Source organism: Marinobacter sp. (assembly GCF_965229985.1).
Classification (GTDB): Bacteria; Pseudomonadota; Gammaproteobacteria; order Pseudomonadales; family Oleiphilaceae; genus Marinobacter.
Window position 1 is genome coordinate 201,267 of sequence record NZ_OZ245935.1, and the last position, 16,369, is coordinate 217,635.

At 55.8% G+C, this 16,369-nt stretch carries 11 protein-coding genes and 2 rRNA genes; 5 read left to right on the forward strand and 8 right to left on the reverse strand.

The annotated features are described in order from the left end of the window. Nucleotides 1-239: 239 nt before the first annotated feature. Both ACO06L_RS00890 and rrf read left to right on the forward strand, forming a co-directional pair. Nucleotides 240-3,132 (forward strand): 23S ribosomal RNA (locus ACO06L_RS00890). 98 nt (nt 3,133-3,230) lie between these two features. Next, nucleotides 3,231-3,345: ribosomal RNA gene (gene rrf / locus ACO06L_RS00895) — 5S ribosomal RNA — on the forward strand. 67 nt (nt 3,346-3,412) lie between these two features. Here the strand turns inward: rrf and ACO06L_RS00900 are convergent. The 8 genes from ACO06L_RS00900 to ACO06L_RS00935 form a co-directional block, all read right to left on the reverse strand. After that, complete coding sequence (locus ACO06L_RS00900) at nt 3,413-4,093, reverse strand: sensor histidine kinase (protein ID WP_202348463.1); 681 nt, start codon at nt 4,091-4,093, stop codon at nt 3,413-3,415. Next, nucleotides 4,090-5,727, reverse strand: a complete 1,638-nt coding sequence (locus tag ACO06L_RS00905) for a tetratricopeptide repeat protein (RefSeq protein ID WP_202348462.1) — start codon at nt 5,725-5,727, stop codon at nt 4,090-4,092. Before ACO06L_RS00905 ends, ACO06L_RS00900 begins: the two co-directional genes overlap by 4 nt. Next, nucleotides 5,724-9,242 carry a PAS domain-containing hybrid sensor histidine kinase/response regulator gene (locus ACO06L_RS00910; protein WP_202348461.1) on the reverse strand — a complete coding sequence of 1,173 codons (3,519 nt, stop codon included), beginning with the start codon at nt 9,240-9,242 and terminating at the stop codon, nt 5,724-5,726. The genes ACO06L_RS00905 and ACO06L_RS00910 overlap by 4 nt, the downstream gene beginning before the upstream one ends. A gap of 53 nt (nt 9,243-9,295) precedes the next feature. Next, on the reverse strand, nt 9,296-9,802 hold the full coding sequence (locus ACO06L_RS00915; RefSeq protein ID WP_202348460.1) for a hypothetical protein: 507 nt from the start codon (nt 9,800-9,802) through the stop codon (nt 9,296-9,298). 97 nt (nt 9,803-9,899) lie between these two features. Next, nucleotides 9,900-11,666, reverse strand: coding sequence for a sodium:solute symporter family protein (locus tag ACO06L_RS00920; protein ID WP_064230527.1), 1,767 nt, complete (start codon nt 11,664-11,666; stop codon nt 9,900-9,902). A 6-nt stretch (nt 11,667-11,672) separates the two neighbouring features. Further along, nucleotides 11,673-11,939, reverse strand: a complete 267-nt coding sequence (locus ACO06L_RS00925; protein ID WP_008172923.1) for a DUF4212 domain-containing protein — start codon at nt 11,937-11,939, stop codon at nt 11,673-11,675. Between the two features lie 213 nt (nt 11,940-12,152). Beyond that, nucleotides 12,153-12,860 carry a PolC-type DNA polymerase III gene (locus tag ACO06L_RS00930; protein ID WP_064230528.1) on the reverse strand — a complete coding sequence of 236 codons (708 nt, stop codon included), beginning with the start codon at nt 12,858-12,860 and terminating at the stop codon, nt 12,153-12,155. A 16-nt stretch (nt 12,861-12,876) separates the two neighbouring features. After that, nucleotides 12,877-14,793 carry a putative nucleotidyltransferase substrate binding domain-containing protein gene (locus ACO06L_RS00935; protein WP_202348459.1) on the reverse strand — a complete coding sequence of 639 codons (1,917 nt, stop codon included), beginning with the start codon at nt 14,791-14,793 and terminating at the stop codon, nt 12,877-12,879. Between the two features lie 170 nt (nt 14,794-14,963). Here ACO06L_RS00935 and smrA point away from each other — a divergent pair, with 170 nt between their 5' ends. The 3 genes from smrA (at nt 14,964) to ACO06L_RS00950 (ending at nt 16,368) form a co-directional block, all read left to right on the forward strand. After that, nucleotides 14,964-15,545 carry a DNA endonuclease SmrA gene (smrA, locus tag ACO06L_RS00940; protein ID WP_202348458.1) on the forward strand — a complete coding sequence of 194 codons (582 nt, stop codon included), beginning with the start codon at nt 14,964-14,966 and terminating at the stop codon, nt 15,543-15,545. Between the two features lie 63 nt (nt 15,546-15,608). Continuing rightward, the gene (locus tag ACO06L_RS00945) at nt 15,609-15,800 is read left to right on the forward strand and encodes a membrane lipoprotein lipid attachment site-containing protein (protein WP_064230531.1); all 192 of its coding nucleotides are present in this window, start codon (nt 15,609-15,611) and stop codon (nt 15,798-15,800) included. 79 nt (nt 15,801-15,879) lie between these two features. Beyond that, a complete protein-coding gene (locus tag ACO06L_RS00950; RefSeq protein ID WP_064230532.1) occupies nt 15,880-16,368 on the forward strand; it encodes a (2Fe-2S)-binding protein in 489 nt (162 codons plus the stop codon). The last annotated feature ends 1 nt before the right edge of the window (nt 16,369 follow it).

A 16,369-nucleotide genomic window follows, 5' to 3' on the forward strand; every position in this document is an offset into this window, starting at 1 on the left:
CCTTTCTGATCACTGGGTCAGATTTGCTCTTTAACAAATTGGACGAGATAGAACACGATTGATGGATTCCATTATCTCCGGAATTCATTGATCAGAGTGATAACGATTTCAAGCGTTATCCGGTGTTGTCGTTGAAGTGGTTGTTCTATTGCTTCAAGTGGCTGTCTCGAAACAGGGTTCTTTATCAGGCTTGCCTGGTGAGGGATGTTGAATCGTGATCAGTTGTCTTGGGGTTATATAGTCAAGCAACTAAGCGCATACGGTGGATGCCTTGGCAGTCAGAGGCGATGAAAGACGTGGAAGCCTGCGATAAGGTTCGGGGAGCTGGCAAACAAGCTGTGATCCGGGCATTTCTGAATGGGGAAACCCACCGACTTTCGGGTCGGTATCTTACACTGAATCCATAGGTGTAAGAGGCGAACCGGGGGAACTGAAACATCTAAGTACCCCGAGGAAAAGAAATCAACCGAGATTCCCTAAGTAGCGGCGAGCGAACGGGGACTAGCCCTTAAGCTAGACAACTGGTAGGAGAAGGCTCTGGAAAGTGCCGCCATAGTGGGTGATAGCCCCGTATCCGAAACCTGAGTCTGGTGAAATCGAGTAGGACGGGACACGTGATATCCTGTCTGAACATGGGGGGACCATCCTCCAAGGCTAAATACTCCTGACTGACCGATAGTGAACCAGTACCGTGAGGGAAAGGCGAAAAGAACCCCTGTGAGGGGAGTGAAATAGATCCTGAAACCGTATGCGTACAAGCAGTCGGAGCGGACTTGTTCCGTGACGGCGTACCTTTTGTATAATGGGTCAGCGACTTATGTTCAGTGGCGAGGTTAACCGTTTAGGGGAGCCGTAGGGAAACCGAGTCTGAATAGGGCGATTTAGTCGCTGGGCATAGACCCGAAACCGGGCGATCTATCCATGAGCAGGTTGAAGGTGCCGTAACAGGCACTGGAGGACCGAACCCACTGTCGTTGAAAAGCCAGGGGATGACTTGTGGATCGGAGTGAAAGGCTAATCAAGCCCGGAGATAGCTGGTTCTCCCCGAAAGCTATTTAGGTAGCGCCTCGGACGAATACCACAGGGGGTAGAGCACTGTTTCGGCTAGGGGGTCATCCCGACTTACCAACCCGATGCAAACTCCGAATACCTGTGAGTACTATCCGGGAGACACACGGCGGGTGCTAACGTCCGTCGTGAAGAGGGAAACAACCCAGACCGCCAGCTAAGGTCCCCAAGTACCAGTTAAGTGGGAAACGATGTGGGAAGGCTCAGACAGCTAGGAGGTTGGCTTAGAAGCAGCCATCCTTTAAAGAAAGCGTAATAGCTCACTAGTCGAGTCGGCCTGCGCGGAAGATGTAACGGGGCTCAAACTGGTCACCGAAGCTGCGGCTGCATACTTTGTATGCGGGGTAGGGGAGCGTTCTGTAAGCCTGCGAAGGTGTGTTGAGAAGCATGCTGGAGGTATCAGAAGTGCGAATGCTGACATGAGTAACGACAATGCGGGTGAAAAACCCGCACGCCGGAAGACCAAGGGTTCCTGCGCAACGCTAATCGGCGCAGGGTGAGTCGGCCCCTAAGGCGAGACCGAAAGGTGTAGTCGATGGGAAACGGGTTAATATTCCCGTACCTTGGATAGCTGCGATGGAGAGACGGAGAAGGCTAGGTGAGCCGGGCGACGGTTGTCCCGGTTTAAGCGAGTAGGGAGTGGACTTAGGCAAATCCGGGTCCACAATCTCGAGACGCGACGACGACTGCTCTTAGAGCGGGAAGTCATTGATGCCATGCTTCCAGGAAAATCTTCTAAGCTTCAGGCTATTCGAGACCGTACCCCAAACCGACACAGGTGGTCAGGTAGAGAATACCAAGGCGCTTGAGAGAACTCGGGTAAAGGAACTAGGCAAAATGGTGCCGTAACTTCGGGAGAAGGCACGCTGGTGGTAGGTGAGACCCCTTGCGGGTGGAGCTGACGCCAGTCGAAGATACCAGGCCCCTGCGACTGTTTATTAAAAACACAGCACTGTGCAAACACGAAAGTGGACGTATACGGTGTGACGCCTGCCCGGTGCCGGAAGGTTAATTGATGGGGTTAGCGCTTGCGCGAAGCTCTTGATCGAAGCCCCGGTAAACGGCGGCCGTAACTATAACGGTCCTAAGGTAGCGAAATTCCTTGTCGGGTAAGTTCCGACCTGCACGAATGGCGTAACGATGGGGGCGCTGTCTCTACCCGAGACTCAGTGAAATTGAAATCGCCGTGAAGATGCGGTGTATCCGCGGCTAGACGGAAAGACCCCGTGAACCTTTACTATAGCTTCACAGTGAACTTTGAGCATGTTTGTGTAGGATAGCTGGGAGGCTTTGAAGTGGGAACGCCAGTTCTCATGGAGCCAACCTTGAAATACCAGCCTGACATGTTTGAGGTTCTAACTTGGTCCCCTTATCGGGGATGAGGACACTGTGTGGTGGGTAGTTTGACTGGGGCGGTCTCCTCCCAAAGCGTAACGGAGGAGCACAAAGGTGGGCTAAGCATGGTCGGACATCATGCGGTTAGTGTAATGGCACAAGCCCGCTTAACTGCGAGACAGACACGTCGAGCAGGTACGAAAGTAGGTCATAGTGATCCGGTGGTTCTGTATGGAAGGGCCATCGCTCAACGGATAAAAGGTACTCCGGGGATAACAGGCTGATACCGCCCAAGAGTTCACATCGACGGCGGTGTTTGGCACCTCGATGTCGGCTCATCACATCCTGGGGCTGAAGCCGGTCCCAAGGGTATGGCTGTTCGCCATTTAAAGTGGTACGCGAGCTGGGTTTAGAACGTCGTGAGACAGTTCGGTCCCTATCTGCCGTGGACGTTGGAGATTTGAGGAAAGCTGCTCCTAGTACGAGAGGACCGGAGTGGACGAACCTCTGGTGTTCGGGTTGTGACGCCAGTCGCATTGCCCGGTAGCTATGTTCGGACAGGATAACCGCTGAAAGCATCTAAGCGGGAAGCCCCTTCCAAGATGAGATCTCCCTGGACCCTCGAGGTCCCTGAAGAGCCGTTCAAGACCAGGACGTTGATAGGTCGGGTGTGTAAGCGCTGCGAGGCGTTGAGCTAACCGATACTAATTGCTCGTGCGGCTTGACTATATAACACCCAAGACAATTGCGGATAACGCAGAGCTAATCGCTCAAACGAAATCAATACCACTCAGTTCCATCTCGTCCCCCAGTGATCAACCGTTTTGCCTGACGACCATAGCGGTCTGGAACCACCTGATCCCATCCCGAACTCAGAAGTGAAACAGACCAGCGCCGATGGTAGTGTGGCGTTGCCCATGTGAGAGTAGGTCATCGTCAGGCGCCTAATACCAAAACCCCAGCATCCTCGATGCTGGGGTTTTTTATTGCCTTCAGAAAAACTTCTGGATCAGGGCAGCCAGATCTCAAACACCCCACCACCGAGGCTTCCGCCATTGTGGAGCTTTATCGACCCAGTTCGATTTCCCTCGCTGTGAAGTTTGGCGACGGAGGAGGCGAAAAACAGCCCAAGGCTGGTACTTCCACTTTTGAAATCAAGCGATTTGAAGTTCAAGGTTCCGGTGTGTTGCATACTGTCCGGATAACCCTTCCCATCGTCTTCAACACCAATCACCAGGCAACCGTCTCTCTCACCGGCAGTCAGGCGAATCTTGCTTTGGGTATAACGAATAGCGTTATTGATGGTGTTGTTCAGCACACCGGTCAACAGGTCCTCGTCGAAGAAGCCGTTTATGTCCTCAGCCTCCACCGAAACCTCAATGCCAAGCCCCTGAAGCAGAGGCGTGTGCCTTGCCAGGTGCTCGGTCAGGAAGTCCGGTACAAAGTGCTCCTCAATGTGCGCGGAAAGGTTGTTCTCCCCAAGGCGATAGATGCCAAGAAGTTGAACCAGATCGTTATGCATCCGTTCGGCTTCGTACTGCAGGGTGTTAAAGCGCGAGGACTCACCCAGGCTTGCTTCGTGTTCACTGCGCAGTTCGTCCAGGGAGTTCAGGAGCATGCCAAGCGAGTTCTTCATATCATGAACGGCTGAGGCGAGCACCATTGAAAAATCGATATTCTGGTCATTCATTGCATCAGTCCCTTCAGCTTTCGTTGTAAGGCAATATAACGCCGGTGTTGGCGATGTTGCTCTGGCAGCCCTGCTAACCGATCAAGGCAGGACTGGCAGCGTTTCTGGAGCTCAGTGTTGCCAGGATTATTGTCATGTTCCTTCATGAGTACCTGAACCAGATTAAGGTTCAGGGCGGCGTGGTCAGGGACAATCTCCAGGGCCTTTGAAAAGGTTTCCGCCGCTTCTTGCAGGTTTCCGGACTCGAAGGCTCTGATGCCATCCCGGTTCAGGGTTCGGGCTTTGATTTTCTGACGGAATCCCACGGGCTCATCCAGAAGGCTTTCAATCTTCTGGAGAGTTTCAGGATCATCGCTGAAACGTTCGGACATCTCGCCGAGCAGCTGTTTCGCATCGGATTCATGTCCAAGACGAAACAGGGTTTTGGCGTAATCTAGCCCCGTTTTGGCATCCAGGGCTGCGGTATCCTGGAGTTCTGGCCTGATACTCTCGAGGATCCTGGTGGCCTGTTGATCCTGTCCCTGTCCAGCGTACACCCGGCACTGTACGATCCGGCTACGCAGACTGATGCCTTCCTCGCCTTCAAATCGTTTTTCCATTCTTTTCAGCACAGCCAGCGCTTCTTTGGCCTTTTCCGCACCATCTTCCTCAAGATCGCCTTCACTCAGGTCCGACAGTGTCTGGCCCAGCGAAAGATAGTGCTCGGAGTTGTCATGTATTGAGTGGGTTCCCAGTTCAACGGTTCTACGCCAAGCATCCGACGCCGTGTCCATGTCCTGGTTTGAACCTGCCAGCTCGGCAAGGTGCTTTTGCCTGAGCAGGGCATTGGGGGAATGCTCAGCGGCTTTTTCGAGCACTTGCTGTGCCTGCGTCGGACGGCCTTGCCGTTCGAGGCCTTCTGCAAGCAGATCATATGCCTCCATATAGTCAGGATGCTTTGTCAGAAGGTCCCTGAGGCCATCTACGGCTTCGTCCAGGCTACGTTTGGCGAGCAAGACCTTACAGCGTCCGAGCTTCGCCCAGGAAAGCTCTCGTTGCGTCAGTACGTCATCATAGATTTTCAGCGCGTGAGCCAGGTCGCCGAGCTGGAAATACAGGTCGCCCAGGGTTTTCATCAACCAGGTTTTGTAGCGTGGCTGCCGGGGAAGAGCCTGGATACAGAGCGAGATAGCTTCCGGATAGTTTTCCCGGTCGATTTCCCGGTTAATGGGCAGAAGGATGTTGCGCTGGCTGATCAGGGCACCCAGGCGTTTCTCCAGTACGGCCCGATTGATCGGTTTTGTGAGGTAAGCGTCTGGCTGGTATTCCCTTGCGCCCATGACCATTTCCTTGGACGTTTCAGCAGTCACCATCAGGAATAGCGAAGACCGTTTGAGGAGTTTTTTGTGCCGTAGCTCCTCAAGTATGTGCTGGCCGTTCTTGCCTTCGCCAAGGTTAAAGTCGCACAACACCACGTCTACGTGATTGTAGGTACAGTATTGAATCGCCTGGTTGGCGTGGGCGACCAGTTCAATCTTATCGGCACCGCAGCTGCGCAGCATCTGGCGCATGGACAACCGGAAGTTCTCGAAGTCATCGATGACCAGATAGGTGAGTTTCCCAAAAGGATTGAAGTCAGCTTTTGAATCCGTCATGAGCGCTTCTGTTTGAGTAGCTTATTAACCAGTGCCCTCAGTGCAGCGGGTTTTACTGGTTTGTAGAGAATCTGGTAGCCCCGGTCGATGGCATCTTCCCGCACTTCAGGCGCCATATATCCAGTGATGAGTATTCCCGGGATGTCCGCGTTCAATGCACCACGAATGCTGTCCATGGCGTCGAGGCCGTTCTTGTTTTCATCCAGTTGATAATCGGCAAGTATAATATCCGGACTTTGGCCTTCCAGTTTTGCCATGGCATCTTCGAGACTCTCGGCCGCAGTCACATCACACTTCCAGTTGCCCAGCAGCGCCACCATTCCCTGAAGGATGGCCGGGTCGTTGTCGATACACAGGAAATGCAGGCCACCGAGATTCGATACTCGCCGTGATCCCGATGCAGGCTTGGCAGTGGCGGCCTCATTCTGTTCGGGTGCCGCTGTCGGCACCGTTATACCGAATACGCTGCCGCGACCCTGGACAGAATGCACGCTGACCGGGTGGTTCAGCATGCCGCTGATCCGGTCGACGATAGCGAGACCAAGCCCCAGGCCTTTCTTATCCCGGCCGTGCTGAAACCGGCGGAACTCCTCGAAGATGTGCGCCAGTTGGTCCTCGGGTATACCGGGCCCGGTGTCCCAGACTTCTATGCGGATATAGCCTTTCAGGCGTCGACAGCCGAGGAGGATCTTGCCTTCGGGCGTGTAGCGTATGGCATTGGACAGGAAGTTCTGGACCACGCGGCGCAGCAGCTTGGCATCCGAGCGGATCCAGACCGTGCTGGGCACAACGTGCAGTTCAAGGTTCTGGTCCTTTGCAATTGCTGAAAAATCGGTTGCCAGATGGCGCATGATCTCGTTCACGGGGAACACCCCGATATCCGGCTCCAGGGCGCCCGCGTCCAGCTTTGAAATATCCAGCAGGGTACTGATGATTTCCTCGGCAGCCCCGAGGGAGCTGTCGATGTGGTCTACCAGATCTTTCATCTCGCCGTCATCCGCTTTGCCGGCGAGGGCGGAGGTAAACAGTCTGGCGGCATTCAGGGGCTGGAGCAGGTCATGGCTGGCCGAGGCGAGGAAGCGCGTCTTGCTCTGGTTGGCCTGTTCGGCCACGGATTTGGCCTTCAGCATCTGCTCGTTAATGACCTGGAGCTCCTGTGTGCGCTCCTTTACCCGCTGTTCCAGATAAATGTTGGTTTCCTTGAGCGCCTGCTCGGTCCGGCGCATGGCGGTAATGTCCTGGAAGGTGGTGACATAGCCACCTCCGGGTATCGGGCTGCCATCGATGCGTAAAACCGTTCCATCCGGCCTCTGGCGCTCATAGGACATTGGTCGACCCTCCCGCATACTGGCGCAGCGATCAGCCACGATCTCATCAATCCTGCGGGCGGAAAGGTTGGCATTGGTCAGGTTGTAACGCATCAGATCCTCGACCGGGCGCCCGACTCTGACGAAGCCTTTGGGATAGGTGAACAGTTCCAGATAGCGATGGTTCCAGACCACCAGCTGCTGCTGATGGTTCACCACAGAGACGCCCAGACTAATATTCTCAATGGCCGACTGAAGCAGCTCTCGGCTGAAGGTCATGGCCTGCGAAGCTTCATCGACAATGCTGACCACGTCCTCGATCTGCATATCCCGGCCAGTGAGGGTGGATTCAAGGACCACCCGGGCCGTGGAGGCGCCAATGACCGAGGCCAACTGGCGCTCGATGTATTTCATCAGATGTGCGGACGCCGGGCGGTGCGGGTGCAGGCGAATGGCATTTCGACGTTCGTAATTCCGAAAAATGGTTTCCGAGCGCTCTTCGCCCATGAACCGGTCGGTAAGCGCCTGCAGGTCTGATGTGAGTATTTCACCCTGCCAGCTCTGATGCTGGGCGGTTTCGGCCTTGGGCTGTGGATCGTGGAAGAAGGAGGCAATCTGAATTTTTTCGCGGACCCGCTGACGGGTCAGCATTGAGAGCACGATGTACACTACCGTGTTGATTCCCAGGCTCCAGATAATGCCATGGCTGGTCTGATCAAGCTCCGACCCGAAGAGGGCGGTGGGCCGTGTCCAGTTCAGCCCCCAGATTCCCTGCTCAATCAGTGTGTCGGTGACCCAGCCCGTGGTGGCGAGCGCCGGTAGCAGCAAGGTGTAGCACCACATCAGGAATCCGAGACCCAGGCCCCAGACGGCGCCCATATAATTGCCCCGGCGCCAGATAATGCCGCCTACCAGAGCTGGTCCGAACTGAGCCGCTGCAGCGAAGGAGAGCAGGCCGAAGGCTGTCAGGCTGTAATCTTCGCCAGCCATCCGGTAGAAACCATAGGCTGTTAGCAGCACCACGAAGATGGCCACGCGGCGGATACTCAGCAGCAGATAGCTGAGATCCGTGCGCCGGTTCATGCCCGGCCGGAAAAACTTCAGAAGGGCCGGCATGATGATCTCATTGCTGACCATGGTGGCAATGGCAACGGAGCAGACGATAACCATGGCGGCTGCGGCCGAGCCACCCCCAAGGAACGCCAGTATGGCCAGCCATTCCTCGCCAGCCATGATCGGCAATTGCAGGATAAGGACGTCGGGGTTTCCGGCTGAGGCCTCGGGTGACAGCAGACCGGCTGCGGCAATGGGAAGCACGAAGGCGCTGGCCACGATCAGGTAGATCGGCATGGCCCAGCGGGCAATTTCGAAGTCCCGATGGTCGGTGTTCTCGACCACCATGACATGGAACTGCCGGGGTAGGCAGATGATGGCGAGCATCGCGATCAGTGTCTGGGTAATAAACGCCGGCGCCTCAATGCCATCGGTGGTCAGGGTGCCGATCAGGTCTGCATCCTTCGCGCGTTCAAACAGGTCTCCAAATCCGCCGTAAAGGCCGTAGCCAACAAAGAGGCCAACGGCGACGAAGGCCACCAGTTTGATCAGTGACTCGAAGGCCACGGCCTGAATCATGCCCCGATGATGCTCGGTGGATTCCAGGTGCCGGGTGCCGAACAGAACGGTAAATACTGCCAGGGCTAGGGTGATGTACCAGGCTGAATCGTTCCAGGCCGCAGTGCTCAGTTCCTCATAACCTGTGCCGGTTTCCGAAAGCACGTTGAAGCCCATGGCAATGGCTTTCAGCTGCAAGGCTATGTAGGGGACGCTGCCGATCAAGGCAAAAGTCGCAATCATTGCCGCCAGTAGCTGGGATTTGCCGTAGCGGGAGGCGACGAAATCGGCAATGGAAGTACTGTTATTGCGCTTGCTGATATAAATGATCCGGCGCAGCAAGGGCGCGCCGAAAACAAACACCAGCAGAGGACCAAGGTAGATGGGTAGAAAGCCGAGCCCCTCCTGGGTGGCGCGGCCAACGGCGCCATAGAAGGTCCAGGAGGTGAAGTAGACTGCCAGAGACAGTGCGTATATGTGGGTGCGTGCCAGGCGCCTGCGATACAGGCCGGGGTGTCTGTCGCCGGCCCATGCGATCACGAACAGGATCGAGATGTAGGTGATGGAAATGAGGACCAGCAGCCAGGCACTAATCATGGTTACGCGTTCCCGACAGTATCAGCAGGTTGAAGCATCACGCTAACGAGGTATCACTCTGCGCAGACGGTTTTATACAGGGTATCTCCGGGCTCAAGCAGCTTCAGGTTGTCCACTCGGGGGCTTCCGTCAGAACCCAGTGGTACCAGTTCCCGGGTCGCACAGTTGATGATGTGAATGCGGTGGGAAACGGCATCCGTCATTTTCTGCTCGAAACGATACAGGGTAAACCGCACGATGTCCTCGCTGTTGGTGTCACGGCTGATGCTCTTGGTATCGACTGTGGAAAATGCTGTGACGTAGGGGAGCACGAAGGTCCAGGGCCGCCACAGGATGCCGTCGGATTCGGTACTAACAACCACCGCTTCGTCTGGCAGCCGGGCCTCTTTCTGGTCGAACCAGGTGTATTCCATATAGATGAGATAGCCGAGCATGCCCGCGCCGGCAAAAACCGGGATGATCCACTTCGGGGCTTTATTTCGGGTGACGGCACGAATACCTAGAGCGATACCGGCAGCGCCAAGGCCGCAGACTACAGTGGCGACGAATGTCCAGAACATATAATGACTTCCTCAAAAAAGAACGGGCTCCCTCATTGAGGAAGCCCGTTCAGTATCAACCTGTCAGTTCATTGAACGAATCAGGCTGAGATGTTGCTTAGTGGTCTTGAGCCTGACCGGCACCACGTGGGTAACGGACGCTTTCGACCAGTTCCTGAATCTCAACGGGCGGTTCTTCAGTTGCGTTGGATACAATGAAGGCTACCGCAAAGTTGACGATTGCACCAACCGCACCGATAGACAGCGGGGAGATGCCCAGCACCCAGTTTTCCGGAGTGTCTGCCAGGTTGTTGGTGCCCGGAATGAACAGCCAACCCTTGTACACGAAGATGTAGGCAAGGGTGAAGGCCAGACCGGTCAGCATGCCAGCAATTGCGCCTTTGTTATTAACACGCTTGGAAAAGATGCCCATCATCAGCGCCGGGAACAGGGATGCAGCGGCGATACCGAATGCCAGTGCAACAACCTGTGCCGCGAAGCCGGGAGGATTCGCACCAAGCCATGTGGCAACAACGATGGCGACCGCCATGGATATCCGGGCTGCCAGCAGCTCACCTTTCTCCGTGATCGCCGGGTTGATGGAACCCTTGATCAGGTCGTGACTGACCGCCGAGGAGATCGCAAGCAACAGACCGGCCGCTGTGGATAGTGCTGCTGCCAGACCACCCGCTGCGATCAGACCGATGACCCAGCCGGGCAGGTTGGCGATTTCCGGGTTAGCCAGTACCAGGATATCCCGGTTAACAACCAGCTCGTTGCCGTTCCAGCCGCGGGCCTCAGCCGTAGGCGCGAAGGCTTCGCTGTCGTTGTACAGCTGGATACGACCGTCTTCGTTCTTGTCGGTGAACTGGATAAGACCAGTCACTTCCCACTCCTTGATCCAGTTCGGACGCTCATCATACTGGATCGGCTCCGCAGCGGTGCCGTCCGGGTAGATGGTGGTCATCAGGTTCAGGCGAGCCATGGAAGCAACAGCCGGTGCGGTGAGGTACAGCAGGGCGATGAATACCAGGGCCCAGCCCGCAGACCAGCGCGCGTCAGCAACCTTGGGTACGGTGAAGAAGCGGATGATAACGTGAGGCAGACCTGCAGTACCGATCATCAGCGACAGGGTGAACAGAACCATGTTCAGCTTGTTGTCGATATCGGCGGTGTACTCGTTGAAGCCGAGGTCGGTGATAACCTGGTTCAGTTTGTCGAGGATCGGCATGCCAGAATCCACGTGGGTTGAGAACAGACCCAGGGGGGGAAGCGGATTGCCAGTCAGCTGCAGGGAGATGAACACCGCAGGAATGGTGTAGGCAATGATCAGTACGCAGTACTGGGCAACCTGGGTGTAGGTGATACCCTTCATGCCACCCATAACCGCGTAGATGAAGACCACAACGGCTGCGATCATCAGACCGACGGTGGAATCAACTTCCAGGAAGCGGGAGAAGGCAACACCGGCACCAGCCATCTGGCCGATAACGTAGGTTACAGACGCTACGATCAGGCAGATAACCGCCACCAGGCGGGCATTCTTGCTGTAGAAGCGGTCGCCGATGAACTCGGGCACCGTGAACTTGCCGAACTTCCGCAGGTAGGGGGCAAGCAGCATCGCCAGCAGAACGTAACCGCCAGTCCAGCCCATGAGGAAGGTGGAGTTGGCGTAGCCACCAGCAGCGATCAGGCCTGCCATGGAGATAAACGATGCCGCGGACATCCAGTCGGCGCCGATTGCTGCGCCGTTGGTGATCGGGTGAACGCCGCCACCGGCAACGTAGAAGTCACTCGTGCTTCCGGCCTTGGCCCAGATAGCGATTGCGATGTAGAGGAGGAATGAGCCCCCTACAAACATGATGTTAATGGCAAATTGGCTCATTCGTTCTTACTCCTCGTGTACGCCGAATTTTTCATCGATCTTGTTCATGCGCCACGCGTAGTGGAAGATCAGAGCGATGAACGTGAGGATGGAACCTTGCTGGGCGAACCAGAAGCCCAGATCAGTACCACCAATCGGAATACCCGCAAGCATCGGCCGGAGCAGAATTGCAAAGCCGTAAGATACCAGGGCCCAGACAATCAGGCTCCCGAATATCAGGCGCAGATTCGCCTTCCAGTACGCTTCAGCGTCGTAGCTATGACCTGCTGACATAGGATCACTCCTGTTTTGTTGTTGTGGAGGTTGGGTGGGTTTTTGGTGAGGCACTTCGATTAGAGAATTTATTATTCATATAAGTACTTCTCCGACTAGTTGTCCCTACTGACTTTACTGGTCAAGCAATTTATAGATATTGGCAAAAGGTCTAATTCTCAGTAATTTGGCGTGACGTCGGTCTATTATTGAGACGTTCCGCCGGGCATCGATTCAGAAACGATGCATGTTTTGAAGGCGCCGGTGGTAATGGAGCTTGTCATAAAGCCCTTTCAGTGTTTTTACCCCTTCCGACCTTGCCTTGTTGAGGGCGACCAGGGTCAGTTCGGCTGTAGCGAGAGCATCGGAAGCCGCGTGGTGGCGTTCGCTGACTTCAAGGCCGAAATAATCGGCCCAGTTATCGAGTCCTTTGCCCCCCGTTTTCGTGTTTGGGAAAAAAGCAGGCATCAGGTCTGCTACGTCCATCCAGGTGTGAGGTTGGGTGTAGCCAAGCTGCGCCTTCAGCGTCTTTTCCAGGAATTTCTGATCGAACGCCGAGTGGTACGCCAGGATCGGATCGCCGTTCATCCACTCCAGAAGATAGAGCAGTGCATCCTCGATTTCGTGACCCTGGGTCAGCGCCTCAGGCCCGATCCCGTGAATGAGCACGGTTTCGCGGATGTCGAGCTCCGGACGCCTGAGGATCAGATCGAACTGGTCGCCCAGGTGGATAATGCCGCCGCGGATGGCGACGGCCCCGATAGCGATGACCTCGTCCTTGGAAGGGTTTAGTCCCGTGGTTTCAAGATCCAGCACGATCAGGCGGCAGTCCGTAAGCAGCTGCTCTCCCGGCGTTTTTGGATGGGGCAGATTGCCAGGATCGTGACTACCGATTTTTCCGCCCCGGCGATGCTCAATCCATTGTTTGATCTGTTCCAGCATGTCTCGCGCCTGAAGGTCAGAGTTGGTAGGTAACTTCGAGTTTTTGTTGCAACCGCTGCGCCTGCCTGAAAGATTCCCGCAGGATTCGACGGTCGAGTGGGTTCAGATCGTCGGGATCGATGTAGTTGGTGAGCTCCTCTCCCTTTGCCAGCATTTCCTGGTGGGCCCGCATCCGGATCGCCTGGATCAGGCTATAACCTTCCTTCCAGGCATTGGCATCTTTCGGATCGAAGACGCCTTTTTTCGCCAGCTCATCCATGCGCTCCAGCGTGTTCGCTGTCTCAACGCCATTCGCCAGGGCGAAAACCCGCACCGCTTCAACAAACGGCGCCAGGCCCTGACGCTTGAGGTCCAGTGAGTGCTTGTTGCCCTCGGATATGTAGCGGAAATTGCGGAACATGGTGAGCGGCGGCTTCCTTTGGAACGCATTGCCGGCAAGCATTTTCTGGAACAGGGCGTTTTTCCGGATCCGCGTGAGGATTTTGTCCAGAAGGTCGTTCAACGGCTCGGTTGGACCGTAGATAGCCCTCATATCAAGAAAAATCGAAGAATACACCAGGTTCTGGGGCGTGGAGGCATCAATGAACCGGATAAACCAGTCGTCCCATTCTTTGTCGCTCAGGCAAAGCTTAGGGTTACTGGCCATGATGTTACCCTTGCACAGGGTAAAGCCGCACTCGGCCAGTTCGTCGTTTACTTTTCGAGCAAAAGGCAACAGCTTTTCTCGGACCTGTTCGGCGGTCATCCCTTCCGGCGTCTGGAACAGTATGCCGTTGTCCTGATCGGTCAGCAGAGTCTGCTCCTGGCGGCCCTCGCTGCCAAACGTCAGCCAGGTGAAGGGAATGCCCGGGTCGTTTTTCTTGATGTTCAGTTCCAGGACCCGTCGGACGGTTACATCATTGAGCGTGGTGATGATCTTGACCACCTGCCCGGAGTCCGCGCCGTGGGCGAGCATCGCATCCACCAGGCGTGATACGTCCGTTCGCAGGCTGACCAGGGTGCGCAGGTGGGTGGCTGTGCCAATGGTGCGGGCAAGGTTCACCAGATCCACGCGCTGCAGGGAGAACAGGTCTCGTTCCGAAACCACACCAATCAGTTTATGGTCATCGTCGATGACGCAAAGATGCGCAAAATGATGCTCCGCCATCAGCATGGCAGCTTCGAACGCATCCGCATGGGAAGGAAGGCAGCAGGGATTCTTGGTCATTACCTGCTGTATAGGCGTGTCCAGGGGACCGGCGCCCTCGGCGATCATGGTGCGAAGGTCTCGGAGTGTGAAAATGCCGGTCGGTATACGGTTTTCATCGGTAACGATAATGCTGCCCACGTTGTTCTCGTGCATTCGGGCCACGGCTTTACGCACCGGCAGATCGGGCGAGCATACGATCGGATTGCGCAGGGCATAGCGTTCGAGTGGCGTATCTAGGGACGTGCTGGACCCGATTGAGGCCATGGCACTTGACTGTATGCGCCGGTTCACCTGGTCGAGCAGGCTGCTGACGCCTCGCAGGCAGAAATCCCGAAAAGGCTCACTTTCCGTGAACAGAGTAACGAAGGCCGCCTGCCCGATACTGAGGCAAAAGGTGTCGCCGTCTGCCCGATGCAGAGTTCTGGTAGGCCGTTCGCCGATCATGGCGGCGAGGGGAAAACATTCACCCTGGCTGATTTCGAAGGTCGTTTCCGTGCGGTCTTCTTTGTCGTTGTGGCGCTCGCCACGAATCCGCCCCTGTTTGACCACGTAGAATCGTTTAACGACATCCTGATCCGGAGACAGCACGATATCGCCATCGGCGTAGAACTGAATGGAGGCATGCTCGGCAAAATGCGCCAGATGCGCGTCATCCATACTGGAGAACGGCGCATGCTCCCGCAGAAACGTCATGATTGCCCGGATGTTCTGGGGGCGGTCGTTTTCCTGGTTTGCTGAGGCCATGTCCGTCGTCACTCGCTGGTTATTATTTTCCGTTTGAAGTGTAGTGTAGCCAAAGCATCTGTCGCCCTACGATTTTGGTCGCAGTAAGCCTGACATAGATCAGTTTTCTTTAAGGCCGGTTACCCGGGTGGTAAAGTCGGTATCTGAAACAGGTCATCAACTGTAATGCCATGACTACCAAAGAAGAGCGCCTCAGCTTCCTCGAGGAAATGAAAGACGTCCGGCGTATCCGCAAGCCCAACCGGGCCGAAGTGACAACGCCCCGGGAATTGACGCCAGGCCATCTGGAGCGTCAGAGGGCGGCCGTTGAAAAGCCTGTTCGGGACACCAATCCCCTGACTTCCGACATGGTGGAGCCGCTCACAGCCCACGATATACTGAGTTGGCAACGCCCGGGCGTCCAGCACGGCGTGTTCCGCAAGCTCAGGCTTGGCCAGTATCCGATCGAAGCCCGCCTTGATCTGCACCGTATGACGGTTGAGCAGTCCCGGCGTGAAGTCTTCAGGTTTATCGGTGATTGTGTGCGCTATGGCCTGCGTTCGGTCATCATTCTTCATGGCAAGGGCGAGCGTAATCCTGATGGTATCGCCCAGTTAAAAAGCTACCTCGCCAAATGGTTGCCGGAGCTGGACGATGTCCTGGCCTTTCATTCGGCCCAGAAACACCATGGTGGTACGGGGGCTGTTTATGTCATGGTGCGAAAGAGTGACCGGGACAAGCAACATAATCGTGAACTCCACGGCAGCCGTTAGGGCTGCCAATCCCCAGGTATTCCTTAACAAGAGCCGCTGCGCGGCTGAACGGAGGTTATCGTCGTGAAAAAAGCTGTATTGGTTTTATTCGCCGTACTGGCACTGGCGGGTTGTAAGGATCGAGTTATCTGGAACGACAACGGCAAGGTTGAAGAGGCCACAACGGACCGGGAGGTCTGGGACTCTAATGGCAAGATGGAATCCGGCGAGCGCAAGATCTGGGTTAACAAGGATGGCGAAGACGTCGTCAAATAATAGTTGAGTCTCCGCTGCAGGCGCGGGCACAACAATAAAATCCGGCAACAATGCCGGCGATATAGAGGAGAGAGTGGGGATGGCCGTGAGCCTGACAGTTAACGGCGACGAGCGGTCGCTGGACATCGAAGGAGATACACCGCTTCTTTGGGTGTTGCGCGATGAGTTGGGGCTCAAGGGCACCAAATTTGGTTGCGGTGCGGGTCTGTGTGGCGCCTGCACGGTGCACCTGAACGGTCAACCTGTGCGCTCCTGTTCTACACCGGTTGAAATGGCTGCCGGCGGCCAGGTGGTCACGATCGAAGGATTGAATGACGGTGACCAGCTTCATGCCCTTCAGGAAGCCTGGATTGAGCATGGCGTTCCTCAGTGCGGCTACTGCCAGTCTGGCCAGATCATGAGTGCCGCCCACTTGCTCGCCAACAATCCGGCCCCTTCTCGGGAAGAGATTGTCGCAGCCATGACAGGCAACCTGTGCCGGTGCGGCACCTACTCCCGGATCATTGCCGCTGTGGAATCGGTGGCTGGCGCCGAGTCGTCAGGCAGCTCACAGGGACGGGAGGCGTAAC